The sequence below is a fragment of the Streptomyces caelestis genome, assembly GCF_001279005.1.
Taxonomy (GTDB): Bacteria; Actinomycetota; Actinomycetes; order Streptomycetales; family Streptomycetaceae; genus Streptomyces; species Streptomyces heliomycini.
Map to the genome: position 1 here is coordinate 35,091 of NZ_LGCN01000119.1, position 24,720 is coordinate 59,810.

At 73.2% G+C, this 24,720-nt stretch carries 23 protein-coding genes; 10 read left to right on the top strand and 13 right to left on the bottom strand.

Going from position 1 to position 24,720, the window contains the following annotated elements; all coding sequences use genetic code 11:
* Nucleotides 1–113 precede the first annotated feature (113 nt).
* Nucleotides 114–677 (bottom strand): NAD(P)H-dependent oxidoreductase, encoded by a 564-nt coding sequence (locus ADK41_RS10980; protein ID WP_030821486.1) that lies wholly within the window; start codon nucleotides 675–677, stop codon nucleotides 114–116.
* 123 nt (nucleotides 678–800) lie between these two features.
* Between ADK41_RS10980 and ADK41_RS10985 the strand changes: the two genes are divergently transcribed.
* Nucleotides 801–1,463: a TetR/AcrR family transcriptional regulator gene (locus tag ADK41_RS10985; RefSeq protein ID WP_030821484.1), complete on the top strand. Its 663-nt coding sequence runs from the start codon at nucleotides 801–803 to the stop codon at nucleotides 1,461–1,463.
* 61 nt (nucleotides 1,464–1,524) lie between these two features.
* Nucleotides 1,525–2,556: a LacI family DNA-binding transcriptional regulator gene (locus ADK41_RS10990; RefSeq protein WP_030821483.1), complete on the top strand. Its 1,032-nt coding sequence runs from the start codon at nucleotides 1,525–1,527 to the stop codon at nucleotides 2,554–2,556.
* 178 nt (nucleotides 2,557–2,734) lie between these two features.
* On the opposite strand, the gene trxA is transcribed toward ADK41_RS10990, so the two are convergent.
* Nucleotides 2,735–3,124, bottom strand: a complete 390-nt coding sequence (gene trxA, locus ADK41_RS10995; RefSeq protein WP_030821481.1) for a thioredoxin — start codon at nucleotides 3,122–3,124, stop codon at nucleotides 2,735–2,737.
* A gap of 118 nt (nucleotides 3,125–3,242) precedes the next feature.
* On the opposite strand from trxA, the gene ADK41_RS11000 reads away from it, so the two are divergent.
* Nucleotides 3,243–4,688 (top strand): dihydrolipoyl dehydrogenase family protein, encoded by a 1,446-nt coding sequence (locus tag ADK41_RS11000; RefSeq protein ID WP_030821479.1) that lies wholly within the window; start codon nucleotides 3,243–3,245, stop codon nucleotides 4,686–4,688.
* Between the two features lie 244 nt (nucleotides 4,689–4,932).
* On the opposite strand, the gene ADK41_RS11005 is transcribed toward ADK41_RS11000, so the two are convergent.
* Entirely contained in the window at nucleotides 4,933–5,577 is a 645-nt protein-coding gene (locus tag ADK41_RS11005; RefSeq protein ID WP_030821477.1) for a peptide deformylase, read from the bottom strand.
* Between the two features lie 125 nt (nucleotides 5,578–5,702).
* Between ADK41_RS11005 and ADK41_RS11010 the strand changes: the two genes are divergently transcribed.
* Nucleotides 5,703–7,112: a PepSY-associated TM helix domain-containing protein gene (locus ADK41_RS11010; protein ID WP_030821476.1), complete on the top strand. Its 1,410-nt coding sequence runs from the start codon at nucleotides 5,703–5,705 to the stop codon at nucleotides 7,110–7,112.
* 49 nt (nucleotides 7,113–7,161) lie between these two features.
* Here the strand turns inward: ADK41_RS11010 and ADK41_RS11015 are convergent, their stop codons facing one another.
* The 4 genes from ADK41_RS11015 to ADK41_RS11030 form a co-directional block, all read right to left on the bottom strand.
* On the bottom strand, nucleotides 7,162–7,509 hold the full coding sequence (locus ADK41_RS11015; protein ID WP_030821470.1) for a tetratricopeptide repeat protein: 348 nt from the start codon (nucleotides 7,507–7,509) through the stop codon (nucleotides 7,162–7,164).
* 89 nt (nucleotides 7,510–7,598) lie between these two features.
* Nucleotides 7,599–8,261: a response regulator gene (locus ADK41_RS11020; protein WP_030821468.1), complete on the bottom strand. Its 663-nt coding sequence runs from the start codon at nucleotides 8,259–8,261 to the stop codon at nucleotides 7,599–7,601.
* A complete protein-coding gene (locus ADK41_RS11025; RefSeq protein ID WP_030821465.1) occupies nucleotides 8,258–9,415 on the bottom strand; it encodes a sensor histidine kinase in 1,158 nt (385 codons plus the stop codon). The genes ADK41_RS11020 and ADK41_RS11025 overlap by 4 nt, the downstream gene beginning before the upstream one ends.
* A complete protein-coding gene (locus tag ADK41_RS11030) occupies nucleotides 9,412–10,248 on the bottom strand; it encodes a CPBP family intramembrane glutamic endopeptidase (RefSeq protein ID WP_030821463.1) in 837 nt (278 codons plus the stop codon). The genes ADK41_RS11025 and ADK41_RS11030 overlap by 4 nt, the downstream gene beginning before the upstream one ends.
* Nucleotides 10,249–10,498: 250 nt before the next feature.
* Between ADK41_RS11030 and ADK41_RS11035 the strand changes: the two genes are divergently transcribed.
* Nucleotides 10,499–11,155 (top strand): hypothetical protein, encoded by a 657-nt coding sequence (locus ADK41_RS11035; RefSeq protein ID WP_078661832.1) that lies wholly within the window; start codon nucleotides 10,499–10,501, stop codon nucleotides 11,153–11,155.
* 152 nt (nucleotides 11,156–11,307) lie between these two features.
* Complete coding sequence (locus tag ADK41_RS11040) at nucleotides 11,308–11,928, top strand: sigma-70 family RNA polymerase sigma factor (RefSeq protein WP_037803619.1); 621 nt, start codon at nucleotides 11,308–11,310, stop codon at nucleotides 11,926–11,928.
* Nucleotides 11,929–11,958: 30 nt separating this feature from the next.
* Here ADK41_RS11040 and ADK41_RS11045 read toward each other — a convergent pair whose 3' ends face one another.
* From ADK41_RS11045 to rhaI, 6 genes are all read right to left on the bottom strand, one after another.
* A complete protein-coding gene (locus ADK41_RS11045) occupies nucleotides 11,959–12,615 on the bottom strand; it encodes a LutC/YkgG family protein (RefSeq protein WP_030821456.1) in 657 nt (218 codons plus the stop codon).
* Nucleotides 12,612–14,090 carry a LutB/LldF family L-lactate oxidation iron-sulfur protein gene (locus tag ADK41_RS11050; protein WP_030821455.1) on the bottom strand — a complete coding sequence of 493 codons (1,479 nt, stop codon included), beginning with the start codon at nucleotides 14,088–14,090 and terminating at the stop codon, nucleotides 12,612–12,614. The genes ADK41_RS11045 and ADK41_RS11050 overlap by 4 nt, the downstream gene beginning before the upstream one ends.
* The gene (locus tag ADK41_RS11055) at nucleotides 14,087–14,842 is read right to left on the bottom strand and encodes a (Fe-S)-binding protein (RefSeq protein WP_030821453.1); all 756 of its coding nucleotides are present in this window, start codon (nucleotides 14,840–14,842) and stop codon (nucleotides 14,087–14,089) included. The genes ADK41_RS11050 and ADK41_RS11055 overlap by 4 nt, the downstream gene beginning before the upstream one ends.
* Before the next feature lie 86 nt (nucleotides 14,843–14,928).
* Nucleotides 14,929–16,398, bottom strand: coding sequence for a rhamnulokinase (locus ADK41_RS11060; protein ID WP_234318612.1), 1,470 nt, complete (start codon nucleotides 16,396–16,398; stop codon nucleotides 14,929–14,931).
* Nucleotides 16,395–18,434, bottom strand: a complete 2,040-nt coding sequence (locus ADK41_RS11065) for a bifunctional rhamnulose-1-phosphate aldolase/short-chain dehydrogenase (protein ID WP_030821449.1) — start codon at nucleotides 18,432–18,434, stop codon at nucleotides 16,395–16,397. The genes ADK41_RS11060 and ADK41_RS11065 overlap by 4 nt, the downstream gene beginning before the upstream one ends.
* Nucleotides 18,435–18,591: 157 nt before the next feature.
* Entirely contained in the window at nucleotides 18,592–19,752 is a 1,161-nt protein-coding gene (gene rhaI / locus ADK41_RS11070) for an L-rhamnose isomerase (RefSeq protein ID WP_030821446.1), read from the bottom strand.
* 261 nt (nucleotides 19,753–20,013) lie between these two features.
* On the opposite strand from rhaI, the gene ADK41_RS11075 reads away from it, so the two are divergent.
* From ADK41_RS11075 to rhaS, 4 genes are read left to right on the top strand one after another with little or no spacing between them, the layout of a single operon-like run.
* The gene (locus ADK41_RS11075; RefSeq protein WP_030821444.1) at nucleotides 20,014–21,531 is read left to right on the top strand and encodes a sugar ABC transporter ATP-binding protein; all 1,518 of its coding nucleotides are present in this window, start codon (nucleotides 20,014–20,016) and stop codon (nucleotides 21,529–21,531) included.
* On the top strand, nucleotides 21,528–22,568 hold the full coding sequence (locus tag ADK41_RS11080) for an ABC transporter permease (RefSeq protein ID WP_030821443.1): 1,041 nt from the start codon (nucleotides 21,528–21,530) through the stop codon (nucleotides 22,566–22,568). The genes ADK41_RS11075 and ADK41_RS11080 overlap by 4 nt, the downstream gene beginning before the upstream one ends.
* Nucleotides 22,561–23,574 (top strand): ABC transporter permease, encoded by a 1,014-nt coding sequence (locus tag ADK41_RS11085; RefSeq protein WP_030821441.1) that lies wholly within the window; start codon nucleotides 22,561–22,563, stop codon nucleotides 23,572–23,574. The genes ADK41_RS11080 and ADK41_RS11085 overlap by 8 nt, the downstream gene beginning before the upstream one ends.
* Before the next feature lie 28 nt (nucleotides 23,575–23,602).
* Nucleotides 23,603–24,685 (top strand): rhamnose ABC transporter substrate-binding protein, encoded by a 1,083-nt coding sequence (gene rhaS, locus ADK41_RS11090; protein ID WP_030821438.1) that lies wholly within the window; start codon nucleotides 23,603–23,605, stop codon nucleotides 24,683–24,685.
* Nucleotides 24,686–24,720: the final 35 nt, after the last annotated feature.

Consider the following 24,720-nt stretch of genomic DNA (forward strand, 5'->3'; position numbering starts at 1 on the left):
AACCTGGGGCTGCGCCCCGGACCCCGCTCCTCAAGCGCCGGAGAGGCTGAGACTCAGCCTCTCCGGCGCTTGAGGAGCGGAGATTCCGGGGGCGGAGCCCCCGGGCGAGGAGATCAGACCGCGGCCGGCGCGTCGACGATGCCGTGGAGGCGGGTGACGACCTCGGTCAGCTGGGCGGCGACCTCGTCGTCGTCGGCCGGGTGGGTCTCGGCGAAGCGGGTCACCGAGCCGGGGATGGAGAGCTTGATGTCCTCGATCACCTTGCCGCCGGCGATGCCCACGGCCTTGCGGGCCTCGTCCTGCGCCCAGACGCCGCCGTACTGGCCGAAGGCGGTGCCGATCACGGCGACCGGCTTGCCGCTGACGGCGCCGGCGCCGAAGGGGCGGGACAGCCAGTCGATGGCGTTCTTCAGGACGGCCGGGATCGTGCCGTTGTACTCGGGCGTGAAGAGCAGCAGGGCGTCGGCGCCCGCGGCGGCCTCGCGCAGCGCGGCGGCGGCGGCCGGGACGCCGCCCTCGACGTCGAGGTCCTCGTTGTAGAAGGGGATCTCCGCGAGCCCTTCGTAGAGCGCCACCTCGGCGCCCGCGGGAGCGAGCTTGACCGCGGCCTCGGCGAGCTGGCGGTTGTGCGAGCCGGCGCGGAGGCTGCCGACGAGGGCGAGGATGCGAACAGACATGGGGGAACTCCAGGGGGGATGCCGAAACACTGCCGAAACAATCCGGACCGAGGTCCGTTTCTCCGTTGTAGCACTTGAACCGGACCGCGGTCCAGTTTCCTCCCGATGCTTTACGCTGGCTTCATGTCCGCCGTGCCGCCGCCCGCCCCGGTACCCCAGGAGCCCGTACAGCCGCAGGAATTGCTGCAACTCGGCACCGACCCCGGCGAACCCTGTCTGCGCGCCGACGCCGCACGCAACCGGGCCCGCCTGCTGGAGGCCGCCGCGCTGCTCGTGGCCGAGCGCGGGGCCGACAGCATCACCATGGAGGAGGTCGCGGCGGCGGCCCGCGTGGGCAAGGGGACGGTCTTCCGCCGCTTCGGCGACCGTACCGGTCTGCTCACCGCCCTCCTCGACCACTCCGAGAAGAAGTTCCAGGCCGCCTTCCTCAGCGGACCCCCGCCGCTCGGGCCGGGCGCGCCCCCGGCCGAGCGGCTGCGCGCCTTCGGCCTGGCGATGCTCCGCCGCACGGCCGAGGAACTGGAGCTGCAACTGGCGGCCGAACCGGGAGCGGGCCGCCGCTTCACCAGTCCGCCCCGCCGCGTGCTGTGCCACCACGTGACCCTCCTGCTGCGCGAGACGGTCCCGGACGCGGACTGCGACGTCCTCGCCCACACGCTGATGGCCCAGCTCGACCCCGCCCTGGTCCACCATCTGATACGGCAGTGCGGCATGCCGCCGAAGCGGCTGGAGTCCGCGTGGCTGGACCTGGTCGACCGGGTGACGGGCCGGCCGTCCGACCGCTGACGGTGTATCAACTCCCCCGGCTGAAAGGCCGGTTACGGCTTCTGCGAGGATGCCGTACGTCATGGTGCAGATAACGAACACGCCCGCGTCCCCCGCACCGACGCGCTCCGTGCCCACGAGCGCCGATGTGGCCCGCCTGGCCGGCGTCTCGCGCGCGACCGTCTCCTACGTCCTGAACAACGCCGGTGCCGTCCGGATCAGCGAACCCACCCGTCGCCGGGTCCGCGAGGCCGCGAAGGAGCTCGGGTACGTGCCGCACGCGGCGGCCCGCAGCCTGCGCGCCGGACACAGTCGCACGGTCCTGATGCCCGCGCCCGCCTTCCCCGTCGGGCCGCTCTACAGCCGGTTCATCAACGATCTCCAGGCCTCCCTCGCCCGTCTCGACTACACGGTCGTGCAGTACGGCACCGTCGGCCTGCACGACGACGAGGCCGCCCGCGCCTGGGCCGAGCTGAGGCCGGTGGCGGTCCTGGTGCCCGGCTCCGGCCTCGGCCCGCGCGGCGTCGAGGTGCTCAAACGCTCCGGGGCGCGGGCCGTCGTCACCCTCGGCCCCGAACCCGTCGAGGGCGCGCATGCCCTGCTCCTGGACCACGACGTCGTCGGGCACAGCGCCGGCGCCCACCTCTTCGACCGGGGCCGCCGCCGGATCGGCGTGGTCGTTCCCGGGGAGCCCGGCCTGGAGGCGTTCTCCGCGCCCCGCCTGGCCGGGGTGCGCGCCGCCCTGCGCGGCACCGGCGCCACGGTCACCGAGCTGCCGCTCGCGCTCGACGAGGCCGACGCCGCCCGGCTGGCCGACCGCTGGCGCGAGCTCGGCCTGGACGCCGTGTTCACCTACAACGACGAGTACGCGATGCTGCTGATGCGCGCGCTCCAGGACGAGGGCGTCCGCATCCCGGAGGAGACCGCGGTGGTGGGCGCCGACGACCTGATGCTGGGCCGGCTGCTGCGGCCCCGGCTGAGCACCGTCCACCTCGAACTGCCGGCCGGCCGCGAGCTGGCCGAACTGGTCGACCGCGCGGTGCGCGACCCGGCCGCGGCGCCCGAGGCCCACAAGGTGCTGGGGGCGTCGGTGATACGACGCGAGTCCAGCTGACCTTCGGGCGCGGGCCCGTCGTGGCTGTTCGCGCCCACGCGGCGGAGCCGCATGTCGACACAGGTCGGCGCCCCCGCAGGGGCGCGGGGAACCGCGCGAGGGGGTCGGGGGCGAAGCACCCGGGGACGGGAAGGGGCGGCGGGGGCGAGAACCCCGCCCCACCGCCGCCGAGGCCGTCTCAGGCGCCCGGCGCCTCCCCCTGCTGCGCCTGCTGCTCGGCGATCTGCTTGCGGACGTCGTCCATGTCCAGCTTGCGGGCCTGCCCGATGACGTCCGTCAGCGCGGCCTCGGGCAGCGCACCCGGCTGGGCGAACACGGCGACCTGGTCGCGCACGATCATCAGCGTCGGGATCGACTGGATGCCGAAGGCCGCGGCCAGCTCCGGCTGCGCCTCGGTGTCCACCTTGCCGAACACCAGGTCGGGGTTCTCCTCCGCAGCCTTCTCGTACACCGGCGCGAACTGGCGGCACGGACCGCACCAGGCCGCCCAGAAGTCGATCAGTACGAACTCGTTGTCCGTGACCGTCCGGTCGAAGTTCTCCTTGGTGAGCTCCACGGTGCTGCTCATCGCGCGTTCCCTCTTCCTGGTCTCGGGTCGGGCCGTCGGCACAACACGGCCGGCCGGTCACGTATTCCGCGCCCCTACCCATGTGGCCCCGGGGCACACCGCCCACCAGACTGACGTCATGACGGAAACGCAATCGACGCAACCGGAATCAACCGCCTACGACGTCGTGGTGCTCGGCGCCGGACCCGTGGGGGAGAACGTCGCCGACCGCACCCGTGCCGCCGGGCTGACCACCGCGGTCGTGGAGAGCGAGCTGGTCGGCGGCGAGTGCTCCTACTGGGCGTGCATGCCCAGCAAGGCCCTGCTGCGCCCGGTCGTGGCCCGGGCCGACGCCCTCCGCGTCCCCGGCCTGAGCCGGTCCGTCCAGGGGCCCCTGGACACCGGCGCCGTACTCGCCCGCCGGAACTCCTTCACCTCCGACTGGAAGGACGACGGCCAGGTCCGGTGGCTGGAGGGCACCGGAGCCGACCTGTACCGCGGTCGGGGCCGGCTCACCGGTCCGCGCACCGTCACCGTCACCGGCGCCGACGGCGGCCGGCGGGTCCTCACCGCCCGGCACGCCGTCGCCGTCTGCACCGGCAGCCGCGCCCGCCTGCCCGACCTGCCCGGACTCGACGAGGTGCGGCCCTGGACCAGCCGCGAGGCCACCGGAGCGCAGTCCGCGCCCGGCCGGCTGGTCGTGGTCGGCGGCGGGGTCGTCGCCACCGAGATGGCCTGCGCCTGGCAGGCCCTCGGCTCACGGGTCACCGTCCTCGTCCGCGGCGAGAGCCTGCTGAACCGCATGGAGCCGTTCGCCGGCGAGATGGTGGCCGAGGCGCTCACCGAGGCCGGCGCCCGGATCCGTACCGGCACCTCCGTGAAGTCGGTGACCAGGGAGAACGGCACCGTCCTGGTCACCACCGACGGCGGTGACCGGATCGAGGCCGACGAGATCCTCTTCGCCACCGGGCGCGCCCCGCGCACCGACGACATCGGCCTGGAGACGGTCGGTCTGGAGCCCGGTTCCTGGCTCGCCGTGGACGACAGCCTCCGCGTCACCGGCCACGACTGGCTGTACGCCGTCGGCGACGTCAACCACCGGGCCCTCCTCACCCACCAGGGCAAGTACCAGGCCCGGATCGCGGGCGCCGCCATCGTCACCCGGGCCGCCGGGGAGCCCGTACAGGCGGAGGAGTGGGGCGCGCACGCCGCCACCGCCGATCACGCCGCCGTCCCCCAGGTCGTCTTCACCGACCCGGAGGCGGCCTCCGTCGGCCTCTCCCTGGCCGAGGCGGAGCGGGCGGGCCACCGCGTCCGCGCCGTCGACGTCGACCTGTCCTCGGTCGCGGGCGCCGGTCTGTACGCCGACGGCTACAAGGGCCGGGCCCGCATGGTCGTCGACCTCGAGGAGGAGATCCTGCGCGGCCTCACCCTGGTCGGCCCCGGCGTCGGCGAACTCATCCACTCCGCGACCGTCGCCGTGGCCGCCCGGGTCCCGATCGCCCGCCTGTGGCACGCGGTCCCGTCCTACCCGACGATCAGCGAGGTGTGGCTCCGCCTGCTGGAGGCGTACCGGGACGCCTGAGCCCCTCCAGCCCGTCCGCCCCCTTCAGTCCGTCCGGCGTTTGAGGACGAGGCCCGTTCAGGGCCGAAGGGGGGCCGGGGGGCGGAGCCCCCGGGGACGGGAAGGGAAGGGGCGGCGAACCACCCTCGGGAACGGCGGCCGACGGCCCGGTCCGGTGGAGGGCGAGGGCCAAGGCGCCCGGCGCCGAGCGCTCCGGTCCTCCGTCCGGCGGGCGGATGCCGCCGGACGGAGGACCGGAGCGGGGTCACGGCAGCTCGAACCCCAGCTCCCGGGCCGCCCGCTCCGGCGTCGGCTGCGACCAGCGTTCCATCGCGGACCGGTTGGACGACAGCGAGCGCGGCTCGGCCCGGTCGAGGTACAGCGTGCCGTCGAGGTGGTCCGTCTCGTGCTGCACGATCCGCGCGGGCCAGCCGCCGACCACCTCGTCCAGCGCCCGCCCGTGCTCGTCCCGCCCGGTCAGCCGCACCTCGGCGGGCCGCGCCACCACCGCCTGGTACCCCGGCACGCTCAGGCACCCCTCGAAGAACCCGACCCGCCGGGCGCCGACCGGCTCGTACGCCGGATTGACCAGCACCCGGAACGGCTGCGGCACCCGCCCGCGCGCCAGGCGCACCTCCTCCGGGACCGGCGCCGGGTCCTCGATCACCGCGATCCGCAGCCCCACCCCGACCTGCGGCGCGGCCAGCCCGACACCCGGCGCCGCGCGCATGGTGACCCGCAGCGCCGCCACGAACCGGGCCAGCAGAGCAGGCCCCAACTGCCCGTCGTACGGCTCGGCGCCGCGGCGCAGCACCGGGTCACCGGCCGCGACGATGGTCAACGGCCCTTCCACGGCGAGCAGTTGCTCGACCCGCTCGACCAAGGGCGCGCGATCGTCCGGAGTTCCCATCCCGCCAGCATCGCACGCCCGTCATGTGTGGCGCAGGTCACATGCGACGTCCGGGAACCGGACGCCCCGCCGCCCCGACTACTGCACCACCACCCCGCCAAGACGTTTCCGGGAGAACCCCACCGATGACCACCGCTCCCTCGACCGCCCCGGACGAGGCAACGAAACCCCCCGCCCCCGCACCCGTGAAGAGCGCCCGGGCCGGCCTGCGCCCCCTCGTCCTGCGCCTGCACTTCTACGCGGGGGTCCTGGTCGCGCCGTTCCTCCTCGTCGCCGCCCTCACCGGACTGCTGTACGCCGCCTCCTTCCAGGCCGAGAGGATCGTCTACGACCACGAGCTGACCGTCCCCGTCGGCGACCGCAAGCTCCCCGTCTCCGAGCAGGTGGCCGCCGCCCGCGAGGCCCACCCCGAGGGCGCCGTCTCCGCCGTGCGCCCCTCACCCGCGGCGGACGCCACCACGAGGGTGATGCTGTCCGGCGTGCCGGGCGTGGACCCCGGTCACACCCTGGCCGTGTTCGTCGACCCGTACACCGCGAAGGTGCGCGGCGCGCTGGAACAGTACGGCTCCACGGGCGCGCTGCCCCTGCGCACCTGGATCGACGCGTTCCACCGCGATCTGCACCTGGGCGAACCGGGCCGTCTCTACAGCGAGTTCGCCGCCAGCTGGCTGTGGGTGATCGCGGGCGGGGGACTGGTGCTGTGGTTCTCCCGGCGTCGCACCCTGCGCAAGCTGCGCGGCACCGGTGGACGGCGCCGTACCCTGGCCCTGCACGGCGGCGTGGGCGCATGGGCGGCTGCCGGCTTCCTCTTCCTCTCGGCGACCGGCCTGACCTGGTCCACGTACGCCGGCGCGAACATCGGCGAACTGCGCGCCTCCCTCGGCCAGGAGACCCCCTCGGTGTCTGCCGAGGCGGCCGGCGAGCACGCGGGCCACGACGCGGCCGGCGGCGCGTCGGGCGATGCGGCGCACGGGGTCGGCCTGGACGAGGTGCTCTCGGCGGCACGGGCCGAGGGACTGGGCGACCCGGTGGAGATCGTGCCGCCCGCCGACGGGAAGTCCGCCTACGTCGTGCGGCAGATCCAGCGCAGCTGGCCCGAGAAACAGGACTCGGTCGCCGTCGACCCCGCCTCCGGCGAGGTCACCGACGTCCTGCGCTTCGAGGACTACCCGGTCCTCGCGAAACTCACCCGCTGGGGCATCGACCTGCACACCGGCAACCTGTTCGGCCCGGTGAACCAGATCGTCCTGATGGCCCTGGCCCTCACCCTGATCCTGCTGATCCTGTGGGGCTACCGCATGTGGTGGCAGCGGGGCCGCGGCTCCGCCTTCGGCCGGCCGGTCCCCCGCGGGGCCTGGCAGCAGGTGCCGCCGTACGTGCTCGTCCCCCTGCTGGCGGCGATCGCCGTCCTGGGCTACTTCGTCCCGCTCCTCGGCATCCCCCTGGCGGCGTTCCTCGCCGTCGACGTCGTGCTCGGGGAGGTGGCCCACCGCCGGGGCCGGCGGAGTTACGGAGGCGACCCGGCGGCGCGATGACGCGCGGCGCCCGGCTCCCCGTCGCGGGGAACCGGGCGCCGGCCCGCCCTCACTCCTCGTCGAAGGAGCCGCCCAGCGCGGCGGCGATCCGCAGGTGCGGCCGGGCCTCGTCGTCCCGCCCCTGCCGCTGGAGGGTGCGCCCGAGCATCAGCCGGGCGTAGTGCTCCACCGGGTCACGCTCCACGATGACCCTCAACTCCTCCTCCGCGCGCCGCAGTTGCGCCGAGTGGTAGTAGGAGCGCGCCAGCAGCAGCCGCGGCCCGGTCTGCTCCGGCACCTCCTCGACCAGCCCGCCGAGGACGCGCGCGGCGGCGGCGTACTCCTTGGCGTCGAAGAACATCCCGGCGCGCTCCCAGCGCTCGGCCGGCGTTCCGTGGTCGTAGTACGTGGTGTCCACTTCTGACCTCCTCCGAGGCCGACAACGGACCCGGCCACCGCGGTATTCCGCCGCCTCGCGGTCGGGCCGCGGCGGTCAGGCCGCGGCGGTCAGGCCGCCAGGCCCCGGCGGTAGGCGTAGATCACCGCCTGGACGCGGTCGCGCAGGCCGAGTTTGGTGAGGATGCGGGAGACGAAGGTCTTCACGGTCTCCTGGCTGATCAGCAGGGCCGCGGCGATCTCGCGGTTGGACAGGCCGTCCGCGATGAGACGGAGGACCTCCAGTTCGCGGGGGGTCAGGGGGAGGTCCCGCGACGCCCCGTCATCGGCGGGGCGGATCCGGGCGGCGTAGCGGCCCACGAGCCGGCGGGTCACCTCCGGGTCCAGCAGCGCCGCGCCCGTGGCCACGGTCCGGATGCCGTGGAGCAGCCGGTCCGGCGGCGCGTCCTTGAGCAGGAACCCGCTCGCCCCCGCGCGCAGCGCCTCGTAGACGTACTCGTCCAGGTTGAACGTCGTCACCACGAGCACCTTCACCGGATGCGGCACCCCCGCGCCGGCCAGCAGGCGGGTGGCCTCGATGCCGTCGAGCACCGGCATGCGCACGTCCATCACCACGACGTCCGGACGGAGCCGGCCGGCGAGGTCGACGGCGGACCGCCCGTCGCCGCACTCGCCCGCCACCTCCAGGTCGGGCTGGGCGTCGATGATGGTCACCAGGCCGGTGCGGACCAGCATCTGGTCGTCGCAGACCAGGACCCGGATCGGCGCGGTCATGCCGTGCTCCCCGTCGGTATCCGGGCCCGTACGACGAAGCCGCCGCCCGCCTCCGGTCCCGCGCTGAAGTCGCCGCCCAGGACGTCGACCCGCTCCCGCAGGCCCGCCAGGCCCCGGCCGCTCCCGCCGGGGGAGGGGGCCACCGGTGCGCCGGAACCGTCGGTGCCGACCTCCACGGTGATCTGCCGTTCGCCGTGCCGCACCCGGACCCGGGTGGCGCCGCCGCGGGCGTGCTTGAGGGCGTTCGTCAGGGCCTCCTGCACGACCCGGTAGGCGACGAGGTCGGCGCTGCCGGTCGACGACGCCGGCGTGCCCTCCTCGGTGAACTCCACCGGCTGCCCGGCCCGGCGGCTCTGTTCCACGAGGGTGAGGAGCCGGCCTGCGGGCGGTGTCCTGGCCTCGGGGCCGTGGCCGGGGTCGAGCAGGTCGAGCAGGTGCCGCAGATCGGTGATGGCCCGCCGGCCGGTGTCGGTGACGGCGGTCAGTGTCCGGTCCAGCCGGTCGGGCGCGGCGGTCAGATAGCGGGCCGCCTCGGCCTGCACGACCATCGCCGTCACATGATGGGTCACGACGTCGTGCAACTCGCGGGCGATCCGGGCGCGTTCGGCGGCCCGGGAGTCCTCGGCGACGCGGTGCCGGCGTTCGGCCTCCGCGATCCGGGTGGAGCGCAGCCACGCCCCGGTGCCCCAGGCGAGGCACACCGCCAGGTAGAACGTCACGAACTCGCTCACCGGCTCGCCCGGACCGAGCCGGTGGAACACGACCGTCAGCGCCAGGTAGGCGACGGTGCACAGGGCCATGACGGTGCGCCGGTACCGCTCCAGGTACGCCCCGGCGCTCAGCAGCGCGATGACCAGCGCGGCGCCCGCGGGGGAGTGGTAGCCGCGGAGCTGGTCGAGGGCGAACCCGGCCGCCACCAGGGCGAGGCAGACGGCCGGCCACCGCCGGCGCACGGCGAGCGGAAGGGCCTGGAAGGCCACCGCCACGAGGGCGAGCCGGTCGAAGGGCCGTTCCGGCACGCCGCCGAGGAGCGTTCCGTGGTGCTGGAAGGCCGGCCACAGCGACAGGGCGAGGACGAGCAGCCCGAGCAGGAGGTCCCTGACGGTGACGTCCAGCCGGCGCCACGGGTCCCGGAGCCGGTGAGGAGCGATCACCGGGGCAGTCTAGCGGTGGCGTCGGCCCGGTCGGCGCGCCGGCGGCGGGGCACCAGACGGCCGCGCCGGTGGGCCAGCCACAGGAACGCGATCGTCAGCAGGACACCGAACAGCACCGAGTACACGCTTCCCTCCGGCCCGAAGTCGCCGCCGGTGATCCACTCGTTGCCCGACGTCGTGGAGTCCAGCAGCCCCTGCTCGGTGTCGTTGCCCGAGACCACGGTGCTGAAGACGCCGCCCGCGGCGAAGTTCCAGCCGAAGTGCACGCCGATCGGCACCCACAGGTTGCGGGTGGCGACGTACGCGGCGGCGAGCATGCCGCCGGCCTCGATCGCGATGGCGAAGGCGCCCCACGCCGTGGCGTCCGGGTTGGGCAGGTGAGCCAGGCCGAACAGCAGCGCGGTCAGCGCCAGCGCGATCCAGGTGCCCAGGTACTCCTCGACGATCCGGAACAGGACTCCGCGGAACAGCAGTTCCTCGGTGACGGCGGCGGCGGCCATGAAGCCGAACAGCCCGACGGCGCCGCTCGGCGAACCCAGGCCGTGCACCTCGTAGTCGCCGGCGGTGAAGAGGTTGGTGACGACCATCCCGAACATCACGACGCCGATCAGCGTCCCCCGGCCGAGCGCCGGCGCGGCGCCGTCCGGGTCCAGCTCCGTGACCGGCCGGCGCTCGGTCCGCCCCACCACCCACCGGTAGACCAGCACCGCGAGCACGGCGGTCAGCCCCCCGAGGGCGAGCGTGAGCCACGGGTTGTCCCGCACCGCGTTCACGCTCTGTCCGCCTATCGCGGAGATCGCCACCACGGCCAGGATCTGCCAGACCACTCTCATCGAGGACTCCTTCGTCACATCCGCGGCCGAGTGCCGCGTGCCGCAACGGACGCTACGGAGCCGGTGGCCGGAAAACGTCACCGCACGGTGGACACTTGCCCGTAGCTCGCTCGGGGGACAGGACATGTCTCGGACCAACTCCCGTGCGGGCGAAAGGTGTTCAGGATCACATTCCGGGGAATGAGTCGCGGGCGTGGGAGACGCCGTACCCACGGGCGACCGGTCGGCCCGGATACGACGACGAGGGGCCATGACTGCTGGACGGGGTGCTCGCACGGGGCGGGCCGCGGTGTTCGCGGCCGTCTGTGTCGTGCTCGCCGCCCTGGGGCACGTCATGATGTCCGGCGACCACGTCCCCCTCCGGACGCTGGCGGCCGGCTGGGCCGTGACCGGCGTCCTGGGCTGGGGACTCGCGGGGCGTGAGCGCGGACTGCCGCTGATCACGGCGGTCGCCGTCGCCGCCCAGACGGTCCTGCACGCGTCCTTCTCCCTGACGGCCCCCGCCGGCGCCGGCTCCACGGGCACGGGCGACATGGGCGCGGGCGCGATGCCGCACGGCACGCACTCCATGCCCATGCCTCCTCCGACGGGGACGGGCACGGGCATGGAGGGGCACACGGCGTCCTCCGGCCACTCCTCGGCCGGCATGCTCGCCGCCCACCTGCTGGCCGCACTGCTGTGCGGTCTGTGGCTCGGGTACGGCGAGCGGGCGGCGTTCCGGGTGCTGCGGGCCGTCGGCGGATGGCTGGCCGCCCCGGCGCGGCCGCTGTTCCTCGTGCCGAAGCCGCCGCGCCGTCCCTCCCTCCGCGTCCGCCGGCGCCGCCGCTCGCACCGCGCGCCGCGTCTCCTCCTCCTCGTCCACGCGATCACCTCCCGCGGTCCTCCCACCGGGGCCGCTGCCGCCTGACGGCAGCCGGCGACACCCCGGGCCGCCCCTGCGCGCCCCGGGCTCCGGTCGTGTGCCCGTACGCCCCCGTGCGCCGTACCGCCCGCGGCCGTACCCCCGCCGACCGGGCCGCGCACGCCCGCGGTTCCCGGTTCCTCCGCGAAGGACATCAGGTGATCACTCCCACCCTGCCCGCCCCTGCCGGAAGACCCACCGACGACGCGGCGACCGCCTGGGCGCTGGCCGCGCGCGGCGGTGACTCCGACGCCGTCGACCGCTTCGTCCGCGCCCTGCACCGCGACGTCGTCCGCTACGTCGCCCACCTGTGCGCCGACCCGCAGACGGTGGACGACCTGGCCCAGGACACGTTCCTGCGGGCGCTCGGCAGTCTGCACCGGTTCGAGGGACGCTCCTCGGCCCGCACCTGGCTGCTGGCCATCGCCCGCCGCGCGGTGGCCGACAGCCACCGGTACACGGCCGTACGGCCCCGGACGGCCGACGTGCCCGACTGGCGGCTGACCGTGGAACGGGCGCAGCCGCGCGGGCTGCCCGGATTCGACGACGGCATCGTGCTGCTCGATCTGCTGGACCGGCTGCCCCGGGAGCGGCGCGAGGCGTTCGTCCTCACCCAGCTGCTCGGACTGCCGTACACCGAGGCGGCGGCCCTCGGCGACTGCCCGGTCGGCACGGTCCGCTCCCGCGTCGCCCGCGCGCGGACGACCCTCGCCGCCCTCGTCGCCGAGGCGGAGGGGGCGAGCACGGCCGTACGGAGACCGGTCCCGGACCGGGGCTGACCCTCGTCCCGCCCCACGAACACCCGCACGTCATCGCGGGGCAGGGCACCCGACCAGCACGACCTCCAGCGTGCGCGGGCCGTGCACGCCCTCCACCCGGTCGAGTTCGATGTCGCTGGTCGCCGACGGGCCGGAGATCCAGGTGAGCGGGCGGGCCGGGTCGAGGCGTTCGAGGGCCTGGGGAACGGAGGAGACGACCTGGTCCGGGACGCGGACCACACAGATGTGGTGGTCGGGGACGAGGGTGATCCGGCGCCGGCCCTGGTCGGGGGAGCCGTCGAGGACGATCGTGCCCGTCTCGGCGACGGCGACCGCGCAGGCGGTGACCACGCTGTCGACCCGGTCCAGCTCGTGCGGGGTGCTCTCCGCCCGGTCCGCGACCCGGGTCGCCTCCGACCCGGTGAGCCAGTCCTCGTCCAGGCCGGGCGGAACGAGCACCGACGACGCCCCGCGCGCCGCGAGCAACCCGGCGACGACCCCGGCCAGCCCGGCCGCGTCCGTGCGGTGCACGATCGCCCGGTAGTCGGCCAGGTTCTCCGCGAGGAGGTCCACCGTCTCCTCGACGGTGCGCTCACCGTGCTCGCGCAGATAGCCGCGGGCGACCGCCCGCTCGTACGGGGTGTCGTCCCCCGGCACGTCGGCGAGGGCGCGCCGCACCCGGCCCAGAATCCGTTCCCTGCTGCTCACTTCGCCGCTCCCTTCCCGCTCCGCGTACGCTGCCACCAGTCCCGGAACGGCTCCGCCGGCACCGGCGGCAGGTCCCGGGTCCCGCTCCACGCCCGGCCGGGCCCCGGCAGGGTGCGCGGATGGAGGCGACGGGTGCGCGAGGCGAGGCGCTGGCCGGCGCGCAGGGCTCCGGGGTAGGTGAACGCCCAGCGGGCGGCGCGCATCGCGGCGCGCTCGGCGGCGTGCCCCTTGGCCGGCTTGAGCACCACCTTGTTGCCGCCCCGGGTCGCCTCCCCGCCCTGGGCCACCCGTTCCCGCAGGTGCACCAGCACCTCGGGGATGTCGATGGCCACCGGGCACACCTCGTAGCAGGCTCCGCACAGCGAGGAGGCGTACGGCAGGGAGGCGTCGATCTCGCTCCCGGTGCCCCGCAGCTGGGGACTGAGGATGGCGCCGATCGGCCCCGGGTAGACCGAGCCGTAGGCGTGGCCGCCGGCCCGCTCGTACACCGGGCACACGTTCAGGCAGGCCGAGCAGCGGATGCAGCGCAGCGCCTGCCGGCCCACCTCGTCGGCGAGCGTGTCGGTGCGGCCGTTGTCCAGCAGGACCAGGTGGAAGTCGCGCGGGCCGTCCTCGTCGGTGGTGCCGGTCCACGTCGAGGTGTACGGGTTCATCCGCTCGGCGGTCGAGGAGCGCGGCAGGGTCTGCAGGAACACCTCCAGGTCCTGCCAGGTCGGCACGATCTTCTCGATGCCGACGACCGAGATCAGCGTCTCGGGCAGGGTCAGGCACATCCGCCCGTTGCCCTCGGACTCCACCACCACCAGGGTGCCGGTCTCGGCGACCATGAAGTTGGCGCCGGAGACGCCGACCTTGGCGCGCAGGAACTTCTCCCGCAGGTGCTGCCGCGCCGCCTCGGCGAGTTCGGCGGGCGTGTCCGTCAGCCCCTCCGGGGCGGGGCGGCCCCACGCGCCCATCTCGCGGGCGAAGATCTCCCGGATCTCCCCGCGGTTGCGGTGGATCGCCGGCACCAGGATGTGCGAGGGCCGGTCCTTGCCCAACTGCACGATCAACTCCGCCAGATCGGTCTCGTAGGCGGCGATGCCCTCCGCCTCCAGAGCCTCGTTGAGGCCGATCTCCTGCGTGGCCATCGACTTGACCTTGACGACCTCCGACTCGCCGGTCGCCTTCACCAGTTCGGCGACGATCCGGTTGGCCTCGTCGGCGTCGACGGCCCAGTGCACGGTGCCGCCGGCCGCCGTCACCGACTCCTCCAACTGCTCGAGGTGGCGGTCGAGATGACGGAGCGTGTGGTCCTTGATCCGCTTGCCGGCCTCGCGCAGCTCCGCCCAGTCGGACACCTCCGCGACCGCGGCGGCGCGCTTGGCGCGGATGGTGCGCGTGGCGTGCCGCAGATTGCCGCGCAGCGTCGTGTCGCGGACCGCTTCGTGCGCGGCCCTGGGAAACGCCGGCATCCCGACGAACGTCCCGCTCATACCAGGGGCTCCTCTTCCGTGCTCGCCAGGATCTCCGCGATGTGCACCGGCCGCATGCCGACCTTCAGCCGGCTCATCGTGCCGCCGATGTGCATCAGACACGAGTTGTCGGCCGCGCACAGAGTCTCGGCGCCGGTCGACTCCGCGTTGCGCACCTTGTCGACGCCCATCGCCGTGGAGACGTCGGAGTTCTTCACGGCGAAGGTGCCGCCGAAGCCGCAGCACTCCTCGGCCCCCGGCAGCTCGGCCAGTTCCAGGCCCTTCACCGCCCGCAGCAGCTTCAGCGGCCGGTCACCGAGGCCCAGGGCGCGCAGCCCGTGGCAGGTCGGGTGGTAGGTCACCGTGTGCGGGTAGTAGGCGCCGACGTCGGTCACCCCCAGCACGTCCACCAGGAACTCCGTCAGTTCGTACGTCTTCGGCACGACCGGCGCCACCGCCCGGGCCAGGGTGTCGCCGCGGCCCTCGGCGCGCGCCCGCTCACCCATCCGCGGATACAGTTCCCGCACCATCGCCCCGCAGGACCCGGACGGTGTCACGATCGCCTCGTAGTCCTTGAAGACATCGGAGAACTGACGGGCCAGCGGCTCGGCCTCGTGCCGGTAGCCGGTGTTGTAGTGCGCCTGCCCGCAGCAGGTCTGCGCCATCGGGAAGTCGACGTCCACCCCGAGCCTGGTCAGCAGTTTCACCACGGCACGGCCCGTGTCGGGATAGAGCGTGTCGTTGACGCAGGTCAGGAAGAGGGCGACACGCATGGTGGCTCCTTGCTTCGGTCATCGGATGAGTGCAGCGTACGACGGGGTGGCGGCGCGGGGGAGTGCCCCGCACCGCCACCGCGGCGTCATACCGCGGCGGGCTCGGCCCCGCGGCCCGTGAGCCGGGCCTCGGCCTCCCGCCAGGCCGCGGTGCCACCACGCGGCTCGTACCGCTCGAGCGGCTGGGTGCGGGCGAGCAGCCGGCGCATCCCGGCCCGGTCGCCGACCAGCCCGTGCGCACGGGCCTGCACCAGGACGTTGCCCAGCGCCGCGGCCTCGGCCGGCCCGGCCACCACCGGCAGCCCGCAGGCGTCCGCCGTCAGCTGGCACAGCAGCGTGTTGCGGGTGCCGCCGCCGACGATGTGCACCACGTCGACCGGGTGATCGGCGAGCGCCTGCGCCTGGGCGACCGCCTTGCGGTGGGCCAGGGCGAGCGAGTCGAGGATGCAACGGGTGATCTCCGCGGGGGAGTCCGGCACCGGCTGTCCGGTGGCCCGGCAGGCGTCCGCGATCCGCTCGGGCATGTGCCCGGGCGCGAGGAACGCGGCGTCCCCCGCGTCCACCACCGACCGCAGCGCCGGCGCCTCGGCCGCAGCCCGCAGCAGTTCGCCCAGGTCCGGATTCCCCCAGGCGCGCACGCACTCCTGGAGCAGCCACAGACCCATGATGTTGCGCAGGTAACGGACCGTACCGTCCAGGCCCAGCTCGTTGGTGAAGTTGGCCGCCCGGCTCGCCTCGCCGAGCACCGGCGCGTCCAGCTCCAGGCCGGCCAGCGACCAGGTGCCGGTGCAGATGTACGCGAACCGCTCGCCGTCGGCGGGCACCGCCGCCACGGCGGAGGCGGTGTCGTGCGAACCGACCGTCGTCACCGGCACCGGGCCGCTCAGCCCGGTCTCCTCCAGCACCCGCGGACGCAGCACGCCGGCCGGGTCCCCCGGCCGCCGCAGCGGCGCGAACAGGTCCAGGTCGACGCCCAGGCGCGCGGCCACGTCGTACGCCCAGTCGCCCGTGCGGGGGTCGATCAGCTGGGTGGTGGAGGCGTTGGTCAGCTCCGTGCCCTGTTCACCGGTGAGCCAGTAGGCCAGCAGGTCCGGGATGAGCAACAGCCTTCCCGCCTGCGCGAGCTGGGCGGAGCCGCGGGCCGCCGCCAGCTGGTACAGGGTGTTGAAGGGCGCGTACTGCAACCCGGTCGCCGCGTACAGCTCGGCGGCCGGGACCGTCGCCCACACCCGCTCGGCGACGCCCTCGGTGCGGGCGTCCCGGTAGTGCACCGGGTTGCCGAGCAGGGCGCCGTCCGCGTCGAGCAGCCCGTAGTCCACCGCCCAGCTGTCGATGCCGACGGAGTCCACCTGCCCCGCCGCCCTCAGGCCTTCCAGGACGCCCCCGTACAGCCCCAGGATGTCCCAGCGCAGCCCTTCGGGGACCCGCACCGGACGGTTGGGGAAGCGGTGCGCCTCGGTCAGCTCCAGCGTGCCGGGGCCGACGCGGCCGACCATGACGCGTCCGCTGGACGCGCCCAGGTCGACCGCGGCGTACGACTTCACGGACGCGCTCATCGCAGGAAGGCGGCGGCGACGCCGGCGTCGACCGGGACGTGCAGCCCGGTGGTGTGGGTCAGCTCCCCGCCGGTCAGCGCGAACACGGCGTTCGCCACGTGCTCGGGCAGCACCTCGCGCTTGAGGATGGTCCGCTGGGCGTAGAACTCGCCGAGCTTCTCCTCCTCGATGCCGTAGGTCGCCGCGCGCTGGGCGCCCCAGCCGCCGGCGAAGATGCCGGAACCGCGCACCACGCCGTCCGGGTTGACACCGTTGACGCGGATGCCGTGCTCGCCCAGCTCGGCCGCGAGCAGCCGCACCTGGTGGGCCTGGTCGGCCTTGGTCGCCGAGTAGGCGATGTTGTTCGGGCCGGCGAAGACGGCGTTCTTGGAGGCGATGTAGACGATGTCGCCGCCCAGCTCCTGCGCGATCATCACCCGGGCCGCCTCGCGCGAGACGAGGAAGGAGCCGCGGGCCATGATGTCGTGCTGGAGGTCCCAGTCCTTCGCGGAGGTCTCGAGCAGCGGCTTGGAGATCGAGATGCCCGCGTTGTTGACGACGAGGTCCACCCCGCCGAAGGCCAGCGCGGCGGCCTTGAAGGCGTCGGCGATCTGCTCCTCGTCCGTCACGTTCACGGTGACCGCCACGGCCTTGTCCGCGCCGCCCAGCTCCTCGGCGACGGCCGCGGCGCTCTCCGCGTTCAGGTCCGCGACGACGACGCACGCGCCCTCGGCCACCAGCCGGTGCGCGATCGCCCTGCCGATCCCGCTGCCCGCGCCGGTCACCAGCGCCACCCGGGTCGCCAGCGGCTTCGGCTTCGGCATCCGCTGGAGCTTGGCCTCCTCCAGGGCCCAGTACTCGATGCGGAACTTCTCCGACTCCTCGATCGGCGCGTACGTCGAGACGGCCTCCGCGCCGCGCATCACGTTGATGGCGTTCACGTAGAACTCGCCCGCCACGCGCGCGGTCTGCTTGTCCTTGCCGAAGGAGAACATGCCCACGCCCGGGATCAGCACGATCGCCGGGTCGGCGCCGCGCATCGCGGGGGAGTCGGGCCGAGCATGGCACTTGTAGTAGGCGGCGTACTCCTCGCGGTATTCGGCGTGCAACTCCTTCAGCCGCGCGACGGCCGCCTCCACCGGGACGGTCGGCGCCAGGTCGAGGACGAGGGGGCGGACCTTGGTGCGCAGGAAGTGGTCGGGGCAGGAGGTGCCCAGGGCCGCGAGCCGCGGGTGCTCGGCCCGGGCCACGAAGTCCAGCACGACCTCGGAGTCGTTGAAGTGCCCGACCTGCGGCCGGTCCTGGGAGGCGATGGCCCGCACGTACGGGGCCAGCGCCGCCGCCCGCTCACGGCGCTCGGCCTCGGGGAGCGCCGCGTAGCCCTCGATCACGGGCCCGAAGGGCTCCGCCTCGCCGCGCTCGGCGAGGAACCGCTCGGCGGTGCGGATGATGTGCAGCGAGTTGCGCTCGCACTCCTCGGAGGTGTCGCCCCAGGCGGTGATGCCGTGGCCGCCCAGGACGCAGCCGATGGCCTGCGGGTTGGCCTCCTTGACGGCGGCGATGTCCAGACCGAGCTGGAAACCGGGCCGGCGCCACGGCACCCACACCACACGGTCGCCGAAGCACTCGGCGGTCAGCTTCTCGCCGTCCGCCGCGCAGGCCAGCGCGATACCGGAGTCGGGGTGCAGGTGGTCGACGTGGGCCGCGTCCACCAGACCGTGCATGGCGGTGTCGATGGAGGGGGCGGCGCCGCCCTTGCCGTGCAGGCAGTAGTCGAACGCGGCGACCATCTCGTCCTCGCGCTCGACGCCCGGGTAGACGCCCTTCAGCGCCCGCAGCCGGTCCAGCCGCAGCGCGGCGAGCCCGGCCTCGGTGAGGGTGCCGAGGTCGCCACCGGACCCCTTGACCCACATGAGCTCCACGTCACCGCCGGTGACGGGGTCGGTGTCGGTGCCCTTGGCGGAGGTGTTGCCGCCGGCGTAGTTGGTGTTGCGGGGGTCGGCGCCGAGCCGGTGCGAGCGGGCGAGGAGGGCGTCGGCTGCGGGGTGGGGTGCCATGGGGAGATCAGTCCTTCGGGGAAGAGAGGTGTGCGGAGTCGGGATGCCCGGGAGGGGCGCGGGCCTGTGCTCGTGTGCGGCTCCGTCGCGGGGCGCGACCGGCCGTGGCCGGCCCGCGGCCCGCGAACGACGGAACCCGGCGGACGGGACCCGGGGCTCAGGCGCCCCAGCCCGCCTGCTCTCCGCCCACGCGCTCGGCGACGATCTTCTCCTGCCATCCGCTGGAGCGGTACGCCGCGATGGGGTCGGGGTCCAGCCCCTGCTCCTCCCGCACCTCGCGCAGCAGCGGACGCACATCCGTGTTGTACGCGTCCATCAGCACCGCGTTGGCCTCCAGCACGTCCCCCGAGCGCTGGGCGGCAACGAGCGCGTCCCGGTCCACCAGCAGCGCCTTGGCGGTGGCCTCCTGGACGTTCATCACCGAGCGGATGATCGCCGGGATCTTCGCCTCGATGTTGTGGCACTGATCCAGCATGAACGCCACCTCGGGAGTGAACCCGCCCCCGCGGATGACCTCGTACATGATCCGGAACAGCTGGAACGGGTCGGCGGCGCCGACCATCAGGTCGTCGTCGGCGTAGAACCGCGAGTTGAAGTCGAACCCGCCGAGCTTCCCCTCCCGCAGCAGCGTCGCCACGATGAACTCGATGTTGGTCCCCGGGGCGTGGTGCCCGGTGTCGACGACCACCTGCGCCTTCTCGCCCAGCTTCAGGCAGTGCGCGTAGGCGGTGCCCCAGTCCGGCACGTCCGTCGTGTAGAACGCCGGCTCGAAGAACTTGTACTCCAGCAGCATCCGCTGGTCGTCCCCGAGCCGCTCGTATACCTCGGCGAGCCCTTCGGCGAGCCGGTCCTGCCGCGCCCGGATGTCGTCCTGGCCGGGGTAGTTCGTCCCGTCGGCGAACCACAGCTTCAGGTCCTTGGAGCCGGTCGCGTCCATGATGTCGACGCACTCCAGCAGATGGTCGACGGCCTTCCTGCGCACCGCCGGGTCCGGGGCGCAGATGCTGCCGAGCCGGTAGTCGTCGTCCTGGAAGGTGTTGGAGTTGATCGCTCCGAGCTTCACCCCGCGGTCCTCGGCGTGCTCGGCCAGCGCCGCGTAGTCCTCGACCTTGTCCCACGGGATGTGCAGCGCCACGGTCGGCGCGACACCCGTGAACGCGTGCACCTGGGCGGCGTCGTCCAGCTTCTCCTGCGGGGTGCGGGGGACGCCCTGTTGCGCGAACACCTTGAACCGGGTCCCCGAGTTCCCGTACGCCCAGGACGGCGTCTCCACGGCCTGTGTCTTGAGAGCGGCTTTCACCGCGGCGAGCTCGGTCACGTCAGGGCTCCTGTGACATCGGGTCGTGACGACCAATGAATGAAACGATTCAGAACGGGAAGCTATGGGTCTCCCGAAGGGGTGTCAACCCCTGTGGCGAAGACAGCCCTCCGTGACCAGGGCGAGACCTGAAGGTGTCGAAAGTTTTTCGACCGGAACCCATTGACGCGCCCTGTGTCTCGCGCCTAACGTCCCGGCAACCCAGTTGAAACCTTTCACGACGTCGCGAGGGCCTCCCACCGGCGTCGTCGAGGAGCCCTCATGACCCACCCGTCCGACACGGGTCCGGCCCCGGTTCTCGCGCTGAAGGACATCTCCAAGTCCTTCGGCGCGGTCCGCGCCCTGCGGGACGTCTCCCTGGAGCTGTTCCCCGGGGAGGTGCACGCCCTCGCCGGCGAGAACGGAGCCGGCAAGTCGACCCTCATCAAGACACTCGCCGGAGTGCACCGTCCGGACGCCGGCCAGGTGCTGCTCGACGGCGCCCCCGTCGTCTTCCACGGCCCCGGTGACGCCCGCGACGCCGGCATCGCCGTGATCTACCAGGAGCCCACGCTCTTCCCCGACCTGTCGATCGCCGAGAACATCTTCATGGGCCGGCAGCCCCGGCGGGCGTTCGGCCGGATCGACCACCGGGCCACCCACGAGGCGACCGCCGCCCTGATGGAGCGGCTCGGCGTCGAGCTCGACCCGGACCGCCCGGCCCGCGGTCTGTCCATCGCCGACCAGCAGATCGTCGAGATCGCCAAGGCGCTCTCCTTCGACGCCCGCGTCCTGATCATGGACGAGCCCACCGCCGCCCTCACCGGCAGCGAGGTCGCCCGTCTCTTCGGCGTCGTGCGCACCCTGCGCGAACAGGGCGCCGCGGTGCTGTTCATCTCCCACCGGCTGGAGGAGATCTTCGAGATCTGCCGACGGGTCACCACGCTGCGCGACGGCGCCTGGGTCTCCAGCGAGCCGCTGGACGGCATGACCGAGGACGACCTGGTCCGCCGCATGGTCGGCCGCGACCTCGAGGAGCTCTACCCCAAGCAGGACGTGACACCGGGCGAGACGGCCCTGAGCGTGCGCCGGCTGACCCGCGAGGGCGTCTTCACCGACGTCTCCTTCGACGTGCGGCGCGGCGAGATCGTCGGCCTGGCCGGACTCGTCGGCGCCGGGCGCACCGAGGTCGCCCGCGCCGTGTTCGGCGTCGACCGCTGGGACGCCGGCGAGGTGGAGGTCGACGGGCGCAGGCTCACCAACGGCGCCCCGTCCACCGCCATGGCCGCGGGCCTCGCCCTGGTCCCCGAGGACCGGCGCGCCCAGGGCCTGGTGATGGACATGTCCATCGAGCGCAACATCGGCCTCACCGGACTCCGTACGACCGTGCGGGCCGGCCTGATGGACCGCGGCGCCGAACGCAGCCGCTCCCTCGACTGGGCCGTCAGGCTCCAGGTCAAGTACGCCCGGATCGCCGACACGGTGAACACCCTGTCCGGCGGCAACCAGCAGAAGGTCGTCCTCGCCAAGTGGCTCGCCACCGGGCCGAAGGTGCTGATCGTCGACGAGCCCACCCGCGGCATCGACGTCGGCACCAAGGCCGAGGTGCACCGGCTGCTGTCCCAGCTCGCCGCCGACGGCGTCGCCGTCCTGATGATCTCCTCCGACCTGCCCGAGATCCTCGGCATGGCCGACCGCGTGCTGGTGATGCACGAGGGCCGGCTCACCGCCGAGATCCCCCGCACCGACGCCACCGAGGAAACCGTGATGGCCGCAGCCACGGGGAGGGCCGCCGCATGACGGTCACCGCTCCCGAAGAAGCCCCCGTCGCCGAGGCGCCGAAGGCCGGCGCCACCCGGCTGATGGACCGCGTCTTCAAGATGCGCGAACTCGCCATCCTCCTCGTCTTCCTGGTGATGATCGCCGTCACCCAGGCCGGCAACAGCGAGTTCCTGTCCGAACAGGGCGTCAAGGACCTGCTGCTGAACGCGACCATCCTGATCCTGGTCGCCACCGGCCAGTCCCTGGTCGTCATCACCCGCAACGTCGACCTGTCCGTCGGCTCCACCCTCGGCATCAGCGCCTTCGCCGCCGGCCTCCACCTCCAGAACGGCGGGAACCCGGTCGTCGCCATCGCCCTCGCCGTCCTGCTCGGCATCGGCTTCGGACTGCTCAACGGCCTGCTCGTCAGCCTCGGTCAGGTGCCCGCCCTCGTGGTCACCCTCGGCACGCTCTACATCATCCGCGGCATCGACTCCATCTGGGTCGGCTCCCGCCAGATCACGGCCGCCGATCTTCCCGGCGGGTTCGTCGACTTCGGCTCCGGCGGCATCTCGGCGGTGCCGTACCTGGCGCTCATCGCGCTCGCGGTGCTCGTGGCGACGGCGTACTACCTCAAGCACTTCGGCGGCGGACGCGAGCTGTACGCGCTCGGCTCCAACCCGGAGGCCGCCCGGCTCGCCGGCATCCCCGTGCGCAGGCGGATCCTCGCCGCGTACACCTTCTGCGGCGCCCTCGCCGGCCTCGCCGGCGCCCTGTACCTGGCCCGGTTCGGCAACGTCGACTCCGGCACCGGGAACGGCTACGAACTCACCGTCGTCAGCGCGGTCGTGGTCGGCGGCGTGGTCTTCACCGGCGGCTCCGGCAGCGTCTACGGCGCGGCCCTCGGCGCGCTGCTGCTGACCTCCGTCAACAGCGTGCTGCCCGCCCTCGGCGTCAGCTCCGTGTGGGTGCTCGCCATCAACGGCATCCTGCTCATCCTCGCCATCGCGGTCGACCGGGTCGTCGCGCTGCGCGTGGCCTCCGCCCTGAAGAAGAGGAACGCCCGCCATGCCTGAGTCCCTCACGCGCGCGGTCCGCTGGGACACGGTCGTCGGCGCCCTGCTCGTCGTGGTCCTGCTGCTGTCCTTCACCACCGTCGACGGCTTCGGCAACGCGCTCAACCTGTCGTTCCTCATCGGCAACACCCTGCCGATCGCGCTGATCGCCCTGCCCATGACCCTGCTCGTGGTCTCGGGCGAGATCGACCTGTCCGTGGCCTCCACGGCCGGCCTGTCCGGCGCGGTGATGGGCGCCCTGTGGAACCAGGGCATGACCATCGAGACGATCATCCCGATCTGCCTCGTCATCGGCGTCGTCTGCGGCCTGGTCAACGGCCTGCTGGTGACCCGCCTCGGGCTGCCGTCCCTCGCCGTCACCATCGGTACGCTGGCCGCCTACCGGGGCATCGCGCAGATCGTGCTCGGCTCCGACGCGGTGACCGACTTCCCCGTCCCGTACCTGGACTTCGCCGCCGGACGCATCGGCGACACGTTCGTCCCGTACGCCCTCCCGCCCTTCCTGGTGCTGCTCGCCATCGCCGTCGTCGCCCTGCACGCCACCCCGTTCGGCCGGTCGCTGTTCGCGATCGGCGCGAGCGAGGAAGCGGCCCGGTTCGCCGGCCTCCGCGTCAAGCGGCAGAAGCTGATCCTGTTCACCCTGACCGGTCTGATGGCCTCCCTCACCGGCGTCTTCTGGGCGCTCCACTACGCCAGCGCCCGCTACGACAACGCCACCGGCCTCGAACTCTCCGTCGTGGCGGCCGTCCTGCTCGGCGGCATCGACTTCGACGGCGGCAAGGGGACGCTCGGCGGCGCGATCGCCGGTGTGTTCCTGCTCGGCGCGCTGCAGAACGTGATGAGCCTCCAGGACGTCTCCGCGCAGTCGCAGATCGTCGTCACGGGTGTGCTGCTGGTGCTGTCCGTGCTCGGACCGCGGGTCGCCCGGCAGATCGCCGTCGCGCGGGCCGGACGCCGGGCAGCCGCGTCACCACCGGTCCCCAAGGCCCCCACTGCCACCCCCTGAACCCCTCTCGTCCGCTAAGGAACCCACCATGCGCAAGGCATCCATCCGCCGCACCTGCGCGGCCCTCGCCGCCGTCACCTCCCTCGCCCTGGCCGCCACCGCCTGCGGCGGCACCACCAAGGAGGACGTGAAGAACGAGGGCGGCGCGGCGGCCTCGGCCGGCAAGGCCGACCCGAACGCCGAGACCAAGAAGGGCCTGACCGTCGGCTTCCTGCCCAAGCAGGTCAACAACCCCTACTTCACCACCGCCGACAAGGGCGGCCAGAAGGCCGTCGAGGAACTGGGCTCCACCTACAAGGAGGTCGGCCCCTCCAGCGCCACCGACACCGCCGGCCAGGTCTCCTACGTCAACACCCTGACCCAGCAGCAGGTCGACGCCATGGCCGTCTCCGCGCAGGACCCCGGCGCCCTGTGCACCGCGCTCAAGCAGGCCATGAAGAACGGCATCAAGGTCGTCACCTACGACTCGGACACCACCGCCGACTGCCGCAACGCCTTCATCTCGCAGGCCAGCGGCGAGGACCTGGGCCGCACCGAGGTGCAACTGCTCGCCGAGCAGATCGACTACAAGGGCGAGATCGCGATCCTGTCCGCCGCGCAGACCGCGACGAACCAGAACGCCTGGATCGAGTTCATGAAGGACGAGCTCAAGGACCCCAAGTACAAGGACGTCAAGCTGGTCAAGGTCGCCTACGGCAACGACGACGCCCAGCAGTCCTTCCAGCAGACCCAGGGCCTGCTCCAGGAGTACCCGAACCTGAAGGGCATCATCTCCCCGACCACCGTCGGCATCAAGGCGGCCGCCCAGTACCTGTCCGGCTCCAAGTACAAGGGCAAGGTCAAGCTGACCGGCCTCGGCACCCCCAACGACATGCGCAAGTACGTCAAGAACGGCACCGTCGAGGCGTTCGAGCTCTGGGACCCGGCCAAGCTCGGAGAGCTGGCCGCCCGCACCGCCATCGCCCTGTCCTCCGGCCAGATCACCGGCAAGGAGGGCGAGACCTTCACGGCCGGCGCGCTGGGCGAGTACACCATCGGCGAGAACGGCGTGATCAACCTCGGCAAGCCCACCGTCTTCAACGCCGAGAACATCGACCGGTTCGACTTCTGATCCCGTTCCGGTCCCGACCACCCCTGGAGGAGCGG

Bases quoted from the DNA above. Each gene is read 5' to 3' on its own strand.
- ADK41_RS11080 (WP_030821443.1), top strand. From the start codon at position 21,528: ATGACGGTCACCGCTCCCGAAGAAGCCCCCGTCGCCGAGGCGCCGAAG.
- ADK41_RS11065 (WP_030821449.1), bottom strand. From the start codon at position 18,434: ATGGCACCCCACCCCGCAGCCGACGCCCTCCTCGCCCGCTCGCACCGG.
- ADK41_RS10980 (WP_030821486.1), bottom strand. From the start codon at position 677: ATGTCTGTTCGCATCCTCGCCCTCGTCGGCAGCCTCCGCGCCGGCTCG.
- ADK41_RS11010 (WP_030821476.1), top strand. From the start codon at position 5,703: ATGACCACCGCTCCCTCGACCGCCCCGGACGAGGCAACGAAACCCCCC.
- ADK41_RS10985 (WP_030821484.1), top strand. From the start codon at position 801: ATGTCCGCCGTGCCGCCGCCCGCCCCGGTACCCCAGGAGCCCGTACAG.
- ADK41_RS11005 (WP_030821477.1), bottom strand. From the start codon at position 5,577: ATGGGAACTCCGGACGATCGCGCGCCCTTGGTCGAGCGGGTCGAGCAA.
- trxA (WP_030821481.1), bottom strand. From the start codon at position 3,124: ATGAGCAGCACCGTGGAGCTCACCAAGGAGAACTTCGACCGGACGGTC.
- ADK41_RS11035 (WP_078661832.1), top strand. From the start codon at position 10,499: ATGACTGCTGGACGGGGTGCTCGCACGGGGCGGGCCGCGGTGTTCGCG.
- ADK41_RS10990 (WP_030821483.1), top strand. From the start codon at position 1,525: ATGGTGCAGATAACGAACACGCCCGCGTCCCCCGCACCGACGCGCTCC.
- rhaS (WP_030821438.1), top strand. From the start codon at position 23,603: ATGCGCAAGGCATCCATCCGCCGCACCTGCGCGGCCCTCGCCGCCGTC.
- ADK41_RS11050 (WP_030821455.1), bottom strand. From the start codon at position 14,090: ATGAGCGGGACGTTCGTCGGGATGCCGGCGTTTCCCAGGGCCGCGCAC.
- ADK41_RS11020 (WP_030821468.1), bottom strand. From the start codon at position 8,261: ATGACCGCGCCGATCCGGGTCCTGGTCTGCGACGACCAGATGCTGGTC.
- ADK41_RS11055 (WP_030821453.1), bottom strand. From the start codon at position 14,842: ATGCGTGTCGCCCTCTTCCTGACCTGCGTCAACGACACGCTCTATCCC.
- ADK41_RS11000 (WP_030821479.1), top strand. From the start codon at position 3,243: ATGACGGAAACGCAATCGACGCAACCGGAATCAACCGCCTACGACGTC.
- ADK41_RS11075 (WP_030821444.1), top strand. From the start codon at position 20,014: ATGACCCACCCGTCCGACACGGGTCCGGCCCCGGTTCTCGCGCTGAAG.
- ADK41_RS11030 (WP_030821463.1), bottom strand. From the start codon at position 10,248: ATGAGAGTGGTCTGGCAGATCCTGGCCGTGGTGGCGATCTCCGCGATA.
- ADK41_RS11085 (WP_030821441.1), top strand. From the start codon at position 22,561: ATGCCTGAGTCCCTCACGCGCGCGGTCCGCTGGGACACGGTCGTCGGC.
- ADK41_RS11060 (WP_234318612.1), bottom strand. From the start codon at position 16,398: ATGAGCGCGTCCGTGAAGTCGTACGCCGCGGTCGACCTGGGCGCGTCC.